This window comes from Micromonospora sp. WMMD1082, from assembly GCF_029626175.1.
In the GTDB taxonomy this organism is placed as follows: domain Bacteria; phylum Actinomycetota; class Actinomycetes; order Mycobacteriales; family Micromonosporaceae; genus Micromonospora.
Map to the genome: position 1 here is coordinate 1576362 of NZ_JARUBM010000002.1, position 12053 is coordinate 1588414.

11 protein-coding genes are annotated in these 12053 nt (G+C 67.6%); 9 read left to right on the top strand and 2 right to left on the bottom strand.

What is annotated here, in order from left to right:
* The 3 genes from fxlM to O7615_RS07455 all read left to right on the top strand — a co-directional run bounded on the left by fxlM (position 1) and on the right by O7615_RS07455 (position 3813).
* A complete protein-coding gene (gene fxlM / locus O7615_RS07445; protein WP_278176609.1) occupies positions 1 to 2085 on the top strand; it encodes a methyltransferase, FxLD system in 2085 nt (694 codons plus the stop codon).
* A gap of 120 nt (positions 2086 to 2205) precedes the next feature.
* Entirely contained in the window at positions 2206 to 3297 is a 1092-nt protein-coding gene (locus O7615_RS07450) for a hypothetical protein (protein WP_278176610.1), read from the top strand.
* 207 nt (positions 3298 to 3504) lie between these two features.
* Entirely contained in the window at positions 3505 to 3813 is a 309-nt protein-coding gene (locus O7615_RS07455) for a hypothetical protein (protein ID WP_278176611.1), read from the top strand.
* Positions 3814 to 4008: 195 nt separating this feature from the next.
* Here the strand turns inward: O7615_RS07455 and O7615_RS07460 are convergent, their stop codons facing one another.
* Positions 4009 to 4335, bottom strand: coding sequence for a hypothetical protein (locus O7615_RS07460; protein WP_278176613.1), 327 nt, complete (start codon positions 4333 to 4335; stop codon positions 4009 to 4011).
* A gap of 878 nt (positions 4336 to 5213) precedes the next feature.
* On the opposite strand from O7615_RS07460, the gene O7615_RS07465 reads away from it, so the two are divergent.
* The 3 genes from O7615_RS07465 to O7615_RS07475 all read left to right on the top strand — a co-directional run bounded on the left by O7615_RS07465 (position 5214) and on the right by O7615_RS07475 (position 8297).
* Positions 5214 to 5339 carry a hypothetical protein gene (locus O7615_RS07465; protein WP_278176614.1) on the top strand — a complete coding sequence of 42 codons (126 nt, stop codon included), beginning with the start codon at positions 5214 to 5216 and terminating at the stop codon, positions 5337 to 5339.
* 340 nt (positions 5340 to 5679) lie between these two features.
* Positions 5680 to 6156: a hypothetical protein gene (locus O7615_RS07470; protein WP_278176615.1), complete on the top strand. Its 477-nt coding sequence runs from the start codon at positions 5680 to 5682 to the stop codon at positions 6154 to 6156.
* Complete coding sequence (locus tag O7615_RS07475; protein WP_278176617.1) at positions 6153 to 8297, top strand: recombinase family protein; 2145 nt, start codon at positions 6153 to 6155, stop codon at positions 8295 to 8297. The genes O7615_RS07470 and O7615_RS07475 overlap by 4 nt, the downstream gene beginning before the upstream one ends.
* On the opposite strand, the gene O7615_RS07480 is transcribed toward O7615_RS07475, so the two are convergent.
* Entirely contained in the window at positions 8287 to 8907 is a 621-nt protein-coding gene (locus O7615_RS07480; RefSeq protein ID WP_278176618.1) for a hypothetical protein, read from the bottom strand. The two genes, O7615_RS07475 and O7615_RS07480, sit on opposite strands and share 11 nt — an antisense overlap.
* A gap of 897 nt (positions 8908 to 9804) precedes the next feature.
* Here O7615_RS07480 and O7615_RS07485 point away from each other — a divergent pair.
* The 3 genes from O7615_RS07485 to O7615_RS07495 all read left to right on the top strand — a co-directional run bounded on the left by O7615_RS07485 (position 9805) and on the right by O7615_RS07495 (position 11880).
* Positions 9805 to 10179, top strand: coding sequence for a VOC family protein (locus O7615_RS07485; protein WP_278176619.1), 375 nt, complete (start codon positions 9805 to 9807; stop codon positions 10177 to 10179).
* A gap of 40 nt (positions 10180 to 10219) precedes the next feature.
* Complete coding sequence (locus O7615_RS07490; RefSeq protein ID WP_278176620.1) at positions 10220 to 11098, top strand: arginase family protein; 879 nt, start codon at positions 10220 to 10222, stop codon at positions 11096 to 11098.
* Positions 11099 to 11160: 62 nt separating this feature from the next.
* Positions 11161 to 11880 (top strand): fibronectin type III domain-containing protein, encoded by a 720-nt coding sequence (locus tag O7615_RS07495; protein WP_278176621.1) that lies wholly within the window; start codon positions 11161 to 11163, stop codon positions 11878 to 11880.
* Positions 11881 to 12053: the final 173 nt, after the last annotated feature.

Below are 12053 nucleotides of genomic sequence, written 5' to 3' on the forward strand. Positions count from 1 at the left end.
GTGGATCTCGATCACGAACCCGACACCGAGCCACCAGGCGTAGCGCCGGTAAGCCGATGGCGCCAACTCAACCTGACCTTCTCGGACTGGCAGACCGCTGAGGAGTTCGCCGCCACGCGGCTCGCCCCTGAGCTCACCGCTGCGGAAGACCACCGCGCGATCGTCGCCTTCTGGTTCATCCGCAAGAGCGAGACGTGGCGGCTGCGGCTACTGTCCGGCGACCGGCTCGCCCGCGTCTACGCCCTTTTCGCCTCCATCACCGACGACGACCGTGTCCGCGGTGTCACCGAGCCCGTCTACCGGCCCGAGGCGTACGCCTTCGGCGGGGACCAGGCAATGACGATCGCCCACACCCTCTTCCACGCCGACAGCCGCCACACCCTCGGTCATCTCGCCACCGCCGGCGGCGCCCATCGGCGTGAACTCGGTGTCCTGCTCGCCACTCGCCTCATGCGCGCCGCCGGACTGGAGTTCTCCGAGCAGGGCGACGTCTGGCGGCTCCTCGCCTCGCGCCGGCACCAGCCGAACGCCCACGCGCCGAGCCCACGGCTCATCGCGGCGGTGCAGCGCCTACTCACCGCAGCCGACCACACGGCCAGAAGCCCGCTCGTCATCACCCCGCAATGGCCGAGAGCCCACGAGCAGGCGGGCACGGACCTCGGCTTCCTCGACCGACACGGCGCGCTGACCCGCGACCTACGCGAGGTGCTGACGCACCACCTCCTGTTCCTGTTCAACCGGCTCGGCATCTCCGCCACCGACACCTGGCTACTCGCGACGGCGGCCGTGACCGTCACCTTCCACCACCCCTTCGACACCCCATCCGGCTATCAACCCGCCGCCAAGATCGGAAGTAGGGTCAACGCAGTGAACACTTCCCCCACCGCACCGGCAACGTCGAGTGCCGCGACGCTCCGCGAACAGCTCGCCAGCACGCTCGAACAGCGCGGCCACATCCGATCCGCCGCCGTCGCGCACGCATTCCGTACGGTGCCCCGCGAGCGGTTCCTCCCCGGCGTCGACCTGGAAACCGTGTACACCCGCCGCCAGATCGTCACCAAACGAGACCCCAGCGGTGCGGCGTTGTCGTCAGCGTCGAGCCCCAGCCTCGTCGCGGACATGCTCGAACAACTCGCCCCACAACCCGGCCACCGAGTCCTGGAGATCGGCGCGGCCACCGGCATCAACGCCGCCCTACTCGCCGAACTGACCAGCCCCGGCGGCACGGTCGTCACCATCGAACTCGACCAGGACCTCGCCGACGGCGCCCGCGCCGGCCTCGACCGCGCCGGCTACAACACCGTGAAGGTGATCTGCGGCGACGGAGCCCTCGGCGACCCCGATCACGCGCCCTACGACCGGATCATCGTCACCGCCGGAGCCTGGGACATCTCCGCCGCCTGGTGGGAACAACTCGCCGACCACGGCCGCATCGTCGTGCCCCTGCGCGTACACGAAAGCGGCCTGACCCGCTGCTTCGCCTTCGACCGCGCCGGCTCTCACCAGTTGGTCAGCACCACGACACCGCTGGTCTGCGGATTCGTCCCCATGCGCGGCAGCACCGAACACACCGACCACCACGTACGCCTCGACACCGACGTGGTTCTCAAACTCGACGCCACCAACCAACCCGACCGCGCCGCCCTCGCCAAGGCTCTGAGCCACCCCCGGCTCGAACGCTGGACCGGCATCCAGGTCAGCGACGCCGACCCCATCGGCCACCTCGACCTGTGGCTCATCGTGCACGCCAACAAGCCGTTCGGCCGCCTCGGCGTCGGTGATACCGCCCGCACCAGCGGACTGGTCACCCCCGCCTACCGATGGGCCGGTGCCGCCATCTACCAAGGCGGCACCATCGCCTACCTCGCCTTCCAAGACGCGGGCAACGGCCACCACGAACTCGGCGCAATCGCCCACGGCCCGGACGCCACCACGCTCGCTACCGAGCTGACCAACCTGCTTGACCAATGGGACGAGGCGAACCGCCCCAACCAGCCCACCGTCACCGCGCACCGGGCAGGAACCCGGCCCGCCGGCCACGGCGACATCAGCCGAGCCGACACGATCCTCACGATCTCCTTCTGACCGCCTTCAGGCCGGGGCGGTGTCCTGTCCCGCCCCGGTGGACGAGCGCGGCTGCGCCGTCACGTACGACCCGAACGCACCTCGTTGCCCACATGCGGCCCTTCCGCAGCGGATGAGGACATGATGACTCCGTTTCGTGCCGCCACCATCGCGGCCCGCTTCCCTCTCGTCGCCCGCAAACGACCGCCCGCGAAACCACTGGACGCTCGGGTAGACCGGCTCGTCAGGCTCGCCGAGACCGCACACCGCGAGAACGACCCGGACAAGGCGTCCATGGTGTTCAACGGGGCGGCCCTCGTCGCCTCCGACTGCGGGGACCCCAATCTTGCCCGCGCCTGGTGCCGCCGCCACGCCAGCCTCTACCTCAGCCAAGCCCCGCTGAACGGCTACACGGCCCGCTTCGCTCTCGAACCAGTCGTCAACCTCGCTCGCCTGAGCATTCGTGACGGCGACGGCGACGGCGCGTACCGCCTACTCACCCACCTGTACACGGCCATCGTCGGCGGCACTCCCGCTCATCTGGCTGGCCTGGAGATACACCCTCGACAACTTTCCGCCGAACCCGAAGAACTGAGTCAGATCTACAGTTGGCTGCGCGGCACCCTCCTCTCCGACGGAACCCGCGCCCTCACCCTTGCCGGACGGTGGGACGACGCCGTGACCCATGTACGCCGATACGACGGCATCGGACCGACACTCGTTGATGGACGACAGGTCGCGATCGTCGCTCATCTGCTGCGGGACGAAGGGCCGTCAGCAGCGGCTTTCCTTGCGGCCACCGAGATCGAGGCGCCGTGGGAGCAAGCGGTGCATGGGCTCCTCAAGACCTGGCAGGAGTTGGCCATGGTGACGGTCGCCGTCGACTTCACCGACCTTGTCGATCGAGTGTCCGCCGTACCGCGAACTCCCGGGCTCGCAGTGTTCCGCGTTCGCCTCGGGTTGACGGCCCTGGACCTCTCGCCGGGCTTGCCAACCGATGTCGTAGATGGCCTGATCAAACAGCTGGTGGCAGATGCGATCCACGACGAGGACGCGAACGCGGCGCGCGACCTCATCAATCACTCGGCTGTCGCGGCCAAACACCAAGGAACGTTACGCCCCTTGATGAAGGCGAGCGGGTTGGACCAGGGATACCTGCCAGCCACCGCGAGTGATCCGCTTTCCGTAGCACTCGATCTGGCCGGAACCGTGATAGCTAGGCGACGTGGTTGAGGTCGTGGAGCAGGACCACATGAACGGAAACCGTAATCTGACTCCACGAGCCACCTGCGTCGGTGACCAGGTCCGGATGCACGGCCACGGGTCGTTGAACGGGAACAGTCTGGCGCTACGGGTAGACGGCACGCCGCTCGGCCCAAGCTCCCGACCGGCACTCGTTCGGATGAGCGCCTTGCGCGTTACGCCATCGTCGAGGTCGCTATGAGCACGATCTACCTGGCCAGCACCGCGATGGAAGAGGTCGAACGAGCCCAGGCCGAACTTGAACGCCACCTGACCGTCCGACCGACCGGAGAGTGCGTGACGTGCGGCCAGGTCGAGCCGTGCTCCGGACGCCAAGAGGCCGGCACCACGATCATCAAGTACGGACTTCTGCCGCGCCGTCGACCAGGCGCTTCAGGGGTACGCCGCACCTCGCCAACCACGGTGAGTGCTGCGCCGATCTCGTGGTTCGCGTCGGCGACCGACGGCGACGGTCACGAGCTGACCGGGACGGGATCCGAGGCATAGTCGCGCACGGCATCCCGCAGTTCGGTCGCGAGCGCGAACGTGGAGCTCGGACGAAACACGACCACCCGTGGCTTCTGGAAGCGCGCCAAGCAGGGGTCGTTCTCGGGGTGAGTCGGCCGGGTTCGGCGGCCATGACGGACGCCGCCAGGCGGGGACTGACGGTGGCAGATGTGCGAGTAGGAGGGATATCTCTTATCAGTCGGTTCCGGTCCACGGCTTCTCCTCACCGCCGTCCACGTGCGGGTACGACCTGTTCAAGGGGGCGTGTTCACCCAGCTGTTCGTGGTCGTTGCGTTCCTCGTTGGATCGCTCGTAAGACCTCTCGTTAGAACCCTCACCCTGAACAGCAGGTGTTCTGCGGCTAATCAGCTCGACCGCTGCATGCTCGGCGGGTGCCGAGGATTCGAGCTGTAGCAGCGGTCGCGCCGAGCAACCCGCGATGCTCCTTTGTGGCGCGGCGCGGCGTGGCGCGGCGCAGCCCGCCACGTAAAGCAGCAGACGCACCACGGCGAGGATCACCATCTGCCGACCCGACGTGCCGATCGTGATCCGATGAAGGCGCTCGATGTATACGGGTATCCGAGCCTTGATGGGGGCCTCCCCGCTTCGGGGGCTTACCGCTGGTCACCCCTCCATGGGACGAGCGCCGCTGCGGTGGGGATGGTTGGACGGGGCGAGCAGGCGGCGGGGACGAAGGCCGTCCGGCGCGGACGGCGGACGGGGACGGAGGGAGTCGTACTGGTTGATGCAGACGACCTTGCAGGACGAGGCGCGGACGGGGTCGCCGACCGTCCGGGACGGCGGACGAGGTCGGCGGACGGGGCGTGTTGGCGCACCGCACCTCATGGCGATCTCGTCCACGGCCCGAGACGGTCAGCCAGACCGCGCGTTCTAGCAGAAGATGATCTTGTTCAAGCAGGTAGAGATTCTGTGCAATCTGTCGCCGATCGCATCGGCGTTCCACGCCGCTCCCGTGCCGCCGGAAGTCGGCACCTCAGGGGCCTGACCTGTGTGTTCAACCCGTTGAGGATCTTGTTCAACCAAGCAACTCGGGGGACGCGAGTTGTTCGGCGCGGGGCGGGGTTTCCAATCCGAGGCCCGGATTTGTAATCCCTTAGTGTCAGCGCTCGTCGGCGGACGTGGCCCACACGCCCATGCCGAAGCCCAGCTCCACCAGCCCCGGCGACCGGCCCCAACCGGCACCCGCCGGGTTTCTCCTTCCCTTTACTCACGTCCCCCGCAACCCCGATCCGGGCGTACCGGACGGGCGCGGACCGTCCGCCCCTGAGCCGGGCCACGGCAGACAACGCAGGGCGTCGACCCAGCCCGATCGGGAGTCTCCGGCTCGCGGTGACGGGCAGTCGGCAGAGGTCACGGTCGCCCGCAGTGATGCACCGGAGGTGCGATTCGACGTCACCGTGCTCGACGGCGACGCCGGTCGGCGGCTGGCCGTGCTGCAAGCCGAGGTGATCCTCGACGTGCTGACCTGGCTTCACGACCAGCGGCACCGCGCCGAGCCCGCCTGACCGGTCACCCTCCGGGCCACTCGGCGTGCCGTGGAGTGTGCTGCCGTCGGGGCGGTCTTGATCCCTTCACCGAGTTGAGCGGTGATCGACGTCCACCGGCCGACCGGCAGCACCGGCGGTCGGCCGTCGCCTGACCAGACACCAACCAACCGCAGGAGGTACGCGTCATGTACGCCACTGCTACCCGCGACGACAGCGGGCGCATCGTCGTCTACGGCCCCCACGACAAACCAGCCACAGCGCCGAACGATGGGGCAGTCACCGTCGCCGTCCGCCCACCGGGGGCCGCTGACCGCACCACCGGCACTTCGGCCGAGGCATGAACATCCGCCGCACGACAGTGCTTCCGCGTGTGGCGTTCTACGGCCGGACCGCCGAGGCCAGCGACCTCGCCACGGCCACCCGTGTGCTCGGCGGTCAGTACCAGCGGTGCGTCTCGGTGCTGCCTGACGGCGCGATCACGGCGGTGTTCTCCGACCTCGGCACCCGACCCGACTACCAGCGGACACCCGCCAGCCTGTTCCTCGACACCGAGCGAGAGATCAGCCGTGACGGTGGTCTGAATGACCTGCTCACCGAGGCGAACCGGCCAGCACGCCGATTCGACTTCGTGATCAGCACCGACGTCCACCGCCTATCCCGCCACACGACGACGAGCACCGTGCTCCTGCGCACGTTCGCGGTCGCCGGCATCGAGTTCCTCCACGCCCCCGAAATCCGCGACGGTGACCGGCGGCCGGTCATGCCCTGGCGACTGCGAAGCGTCGAGTACATCAACGTCCTGACCCAGCTCATCCGCGACGGAGGCTACCGGTGACGCGCACCCTGCCCGACTGGCTCCGCCCACCCGCCACCACGCCCGTACCCCAGCGGACGATACGGGTCGCGTTCCTCGGGCGTACCTCGACCGAGGAGCAGCAGGACCCCACCCTGTCGATCCCCCGGCAGTTGACCAACTCCGAACGGGCTCTGCTGCCCAACATGGTCATCGTCGCGTGGTTCTGGGACGTGGAATCCTCCCGCAAGGAACTCAGCCAGCGCGGCCGGGGCACCGCGTGGCAGAAGTTCGACATCGCCGTGCACCGCGACGGCGGCCTCGCCGACATGCTCGATGAGGCCACCTCACCGGATCGCCGCTTCGACGTCGTGATCTGCGAGTCGATCGACCGCATCGCCCGGTGGACCCACCAGGGCACCAAGATCGAGCACGACCTCGAACTCGCCGGGGTGCCCCTGCTAGCCGCCGACGAGCCGATCACGCAGTCGAACAGCCGCAAACGCGCCGCCCAGATCCTCCTGCGCCGCACCAAACAGGGCGTCGCCGAGTGGTACATGATCGAGATGCTGGAGAAGTCGTGGGACGGCTTCGAGGAACACACCACCCAGGGCTGGAACGTCGGCAAGCCTCCATACGGCTACCTCGCCGAGAAGCACAAACACCCGGTCCCCGCCAAACGCGCGGAAGGCAAACACAAGACCAAGCTGAAGATCGACCCGAATCGCGGACCGGTGGTCGAGCGAATCTACGCCTGGCGCGTCGACGAGAAGCTGTCGTACCGGGCCATCGCCGAGCGGCTCAACATCGACCTCGACCGCTACCCGCCCCCACAACCCGTCGACCCCGCCCGCGCGGTCGGACGATGGACCGGCTCGGCCGTCCGCGAGATCCTCGTCAACCCCAAGTACACCGGCCACATGGTCTGGAACCGGCGCTCGACCAAAGACAAACTGCACCCCGGCAAGGTCAACCCCCGTGAACAGTGGATCGTCTCCGCCCAACCCACCCACCCGGGCATCGTGCCGATCGAGACGTTCCTCGCCGCGCAGAACGTGAGCCGATCCCGAGAACGCTCCCGCGCTGACGCCCACCACGGAACGCCCAACCGGCATAGGCAGACCAAACGGGTCTACGCCCTGCGCTCCTACGTCTGGTGCGCCCCGTGCCAGCGACGCATGTTCGGCCGCACCGTCACCGGATACACCTACTACTCCTGCCAACCCCGAGAACGCGCGATCCCCGAAGGCCACCCGAGCATGATCTCCGTGACCGAAGACGTCCTGCTCGACTTCGCCGACCGGTTCTTCAACACCTACGTCCTCGGCCCCGACCGGGTGCAACTCGCCGAACGCAGCCTCGACATCACCGCCCAACAGGCAGCCGACGAGCAACGGCGACAAATCGCCGTCCTACGACGGACCTTGGACGACATCACCACCCGCCGCCGACGCCTCCTACGCGTCATCGAGGAGAACGACGACCCCGACGGCACCGTCTTCGCGGAAATCTCCGAACGCCGAGCCCAACTCGACCGCGACCGCGAAACCAAGACCGCCGAACTCGCCCACCTCGAAGAAACCATGCCCGCCGAGCCCGGTTGCGCCGACATCCTCACCGCCCTACCCGAGATGGAAGTCAAACTCGGCCTACTCCCGACCGACCGCCTCCGCCGCCTCCTGGACGCCTTCGCCGTACAGATCCACCACGACGTCCGCACCAACCACGTCACGTTCCGAGCCACCGTCAGCCACCACGCCGCCCCACACCTGGCCCGGCTAACCCGCGCCACGGCAGACGGCCCCCGTGCCACCACCGGCCACACCAGCACAAACGACGCTGTGCCCGCCGACGACGGCGGGGGCAGCGACCATTTGCAGTTCTGTGACATGCCCCGCCGGGGGCACCTCACAGAACTGTGCACCACCAGTGGGCACGTTGATCCAGTCTCATGGTCCATCTGCGCAGTCGAGCATGACCCGTTCCCGCAGGCAGCAACGGCTCCAGCACCGCCCACTGCACATCGGTCAGGTCATGTCGCCTCACTGCCGCTACGCTCGGCACGAGGTCTCCGGTGTGAAGTCCCAGCTTGGTCGCTGAACCAACTACCGGAGACCTCTTCAGTTACCGACCACCGCCACGCACCAACAACAACGCCCCACGAAACACCGCCTAGTAGCTGAATGCCTCGACTCGGATGAACGGCGTATGGTTCGGGTAGTTGGCGGTGCCGTCGATGACCGTGTTGCCGTCGAAGATGATCGTCGCCGTCGCGGCCGCCGGGCGCTGGATGAGCCAGTTTCCATGCCCGTCGTCCTCGGTCACGGTCGGTCCGGTCGCGGTCCAATTGGCGTTGACCGAGACGGTGTGTAGCCCGCCCCTGTTGTCCCGGACGTTTTCGTATGTGCCGCTGACGCTCACGTATGCGAGGTCCGGGTCGAACTGCGTCGTCGGTAGGTGGGTCGGCTGCCCCGCGCCCCAGCTGAAGGTGCCGTCCGGGCATTGACCCCGGAACGTGACTGAAATGGGCGGATTAGGGTCAGGCGTCACGCCCTCGTCGAAAAAGTTTTGCGACTGCACGATCAGGAGGCCGTTGGAAGCGGCGGAGCCATCCGGGCACTGGATCGGGGTCGACCAGCGGGCGGTGGCAAGTTGCTCTATCGTGACAACCGAGGCGGAGGCGACAGACGGCACGGCAAGCACGGCCAGGGCGGCGACCAGGGGGACGACATACCTGGACAGCCCCGAGGGCCGGTGGACGGATGGGCTTCGTGGCAATCGCAGACCACGCATGACGACTCCATTTCCGTGGGATCGATTAGCTGGATTCGAGCCAGTCTTCAGAAGTTTGACCGCAAGGGGAGTTCTGTCAAGTGAGGCCGGTCCGTTTTTCCGGAGTTCGGGGATTGCTGTGATTGGCCTGGCGACTTATCGGTGACAGCTGCTTGAGGATGGCGCAATTGACGTCTGTAGTTGTGCTCGCGGGTGTGCCAGACAGTTTCGTATTCGTTCGGGCCGCGGTGGTCCGGTGTTCACCGGATAGGGGCAGCGTGGCGATGGCCTCGCGGTTATGATCATCTTGTCGATGACGACGAGTGTTCGCCGATCAACTCGGCGCCCAACGGATCCGACTTGCCTGCGCTCTTTGGCTCCGTGCGGCCTACGAGACCGACAGAGGTACGGCAGCGCTTACATCCCGCAGTAGGATCTCCGGCTCGTTTCCCCAATGCGAGACGATTACCAGTTCCCGGGCCGGGTCCACCCACAGCAGATGGCGGCCAAGGTTCCCTCGGGCACATCGCCCGGTGGTGGGTGCTGCGGGGAACACGCGGCCTCCGTCGTTGAGCCACCACATGTATCCGTAGTCAGGGTTGGCGTCGGATGGCCGCCAACTTGATGCCGTACTCCACGGCATGACGCTGCTTGTACCGCTGCGGGTCGAAGGCTGGTGGCCGGCCGCCCTTGGACCCCTTCTTACGCCGGTTGGCGTCCTAGTCGGCCTTCCGGGGGGATCGTCGCGGTAATACCGCTAACTCATGGGGAGACCCCGCCAGGGTGACCCGGGGAGTCCCCTACGCGCCGCCGGAAGCAGTGAACAGCCACGTCCGCCGGACTACTGTTGCGCCGTATGAGCCACGTGGAGCAGCACTGCTGTGGACTTGCCGGCGTATCGCCACGAAGGAGTGGCCCGTGCGCTCGACGCTGACCCTTGCGGCGATCACGCTCGACTGCGCCGACCCCCTGGCGTTGGCCGCGTTCTACGGGCGGGCCACCGGACTCGCACTGCATCCTAAGTCCGACGATGAGTTCGCCGGGATCACCCGTGACGACGGGCTGTTCATCGGCTTTCAGCGAGTCGACGACTACCAGCCGCCATGCTGGCCCGGACAGAGCACACCCCAGCAACTACACCTCGACTTCGCGGTCGAGAACATCGATATAGCTGAGGCCATGCTGCTGGAGTTGGGGGCGGTCAAGCCCGAGTACCAGCCGGGCGGAGACCGGTTCCGGGTACTCACCGATCCGGCCGGGCACCCCTTCTGTCTAGTCCCAGACCGACATTGACACAGTGAGAACCGTATCCGCCTCCACCATCCCGTCGCCGGTGATCACCCACTTCGCGGGCCGTGCCGGTGACCACAACGACCGCGCCATGCGGGGATCGGCGATGGTTGCGGCCGAACTCGCGGCCCGCCTGGGGTCGGCGCCGGTCGTCATCGGCTCGCCCGAGCCGGCGCTGGGCGCGAACTGGGACCAGGAACTGGCCGCGGCCCGACCGGCATTGCGAGCCATGTCGGCGCACTTCGACGACCTGTTTCGGCACGGGGCCTTTCCCGTCACCGCGCTGAGCCGCTGTGCGGTGGCCCTGGCCACGCTCCCGGTCGTCGCCAGATATCGCCCGGATGCGGTGGTCGTCTGGTTCGACGCGCACGCGGACCTCAACACGCCCGACAGCACCACCACGGGCTATCTCGGCGGCCTCGCCTTCAGCGGCCCCCTGGGGCTGTGGAACTCGGGCCTGGGTCAGGGGCTGAAACCAGAGAACGCGATCCTCTGCGGCGCGCTCGACATCGATCCCGCCGAGCAGTCGTTGATCGATGACGGCGTGATCACGTTGGTCGAAGCCGGCCCGGGCATCGCGGAGCGGTTGGCGGCCGCGATCGCCGGTCGCCCGGTCTACGTACACCTCGATTGTGACGTCCTTGAGCCCGGCATCGTGCCCACCGACTACCTCGTGCCCGGCGGCCTCACGCTCAGCGATCTCAGCTCCGCCGCGCTCGCGATAGCCGAGGCGGGCGTCATCGGGCTGGAGATCGGCGAGTTCGAAGCCGGCGAAGCCGGAGAAAGCGCCCACGGCGTGCCCATCCATCCCGGACCGTTACTGGACGCCCTTCAGCCGCTGCTCCGCATGGCGGCGCACTCGCCGGCAACCCCCACGACGATCGAGGCCGCGCGGCTGCGCCCGACAGCGGAGATGCCTTAGAGTTTGAACTCTATCTATGGCTCAGGCTGTCGCCGATCGCGCAGCCGAGGAGGTTGTCCATCATGCATCGACCGGCACCTCGTCTCATCGTGCTCGTCCTGGCGACCGTGTTGGCCGGGTTCTTCGCACCGGTCACGCCGGCTTCCGGCGATCCCCTCGTACCGCTGCCCGCACCGGGCCAGCCGCTGGCTACCGAGGTGACTGCCACGAGCGCCGTTCTCACCTGGAGCCGGCCCGACGGCCCGGTCTTCCGGTACTCGATGCAGCGGCTGGTCGACGGTGCATGGCAGGGCTACGCCTCGATGCCCGGCACCTCGTACGCGCTGGCCGCGCTGACCCCCGACACCGAGTACACGTTCGCGGTCTACGCCGCCCCGCTGGCCGGAGCCGGCTACAGCGTCAGCCCGTTGTCGGAACCGGTCACCTTCCGTACGCTGCCCGCCGACTTCACCTGCGCGGTGCGGATCGGTGCCGGACGCGAGTCCTTCGCCGTCCACGGCATTGTGCCCTGGTCCGGCGTGCCGCCCTGGCCCTGGCGGGCCACCTTCACCATCGCGCCGCACCTGACCGTTACCCAGGTCTGGAACGGCAGCCTTGCCCTCGACGGCACCCAGGCATTCCTGTCGGGCGGTTGGGGAACGCCGCCGGCGACCGGTACCCCGATCGAATTCGGCTTCCACGGTCGGTACACCGGCGACTTCACCCCACCACGAGACTTCTTCTTCACCGGCATCCCCTGCGAGGTGCAGACGTCGACGGGCCCGCCACGGCCCACGCCATGATCCCTACCGATCGACACCCGCCGTACCGTGGACAGGATCTTCACCTCGGTCGTCGGTCGAGTCTCGGTGGACATGGCGCCAGCATGCAGGGTTGACGCTGCGTCAAGGTCAAGTTCGGAAGTAGGCGACGCACAGGCATCGGCCGACGTCGAACCTTGACGGACGGGTGGGGC

Excerpts from the sequence above, each read along its gene's own strand:
- O7615_RS07450 (WP_278176610.1), top strand. The coding sequence starts at position 2,206 with ATGATGACTCCGTTTCGTGCCGCCACCATCGCGGCCCGCTTCCCTCTC.
- O7615_RS07455 (WP_278176611.1), top strand. The coding sequence starts at position 3,505 with ATGAGCACGATCTACCTGGCCAGCACCGCGATGGAAGAGGTCGAACGA.
- O7615_RS07460 (WP_278176613.1), bottom strand. The coding sequence starts at position 4,335 with ATGGTGATCCTCGCCGTGGTGCGTCTGCTGCTTTACGTGGCGGGCTGC.
- O7615_RS07480 (WP_278176618.1), bottom strand. The coding sequence starts at position 8,907 with ATGCGTGGTCTGCGATTGCCACGAAGCCCATCCGTCCACCGGCCCTCG.
- O7615_RS07495 (WP_278176621.1), top strand. The coding sequence starts at position 11,161 with ATGCATCGACCGGCACCTCGTCTCATCGTGCTCGTCCTGGCGACCGTG.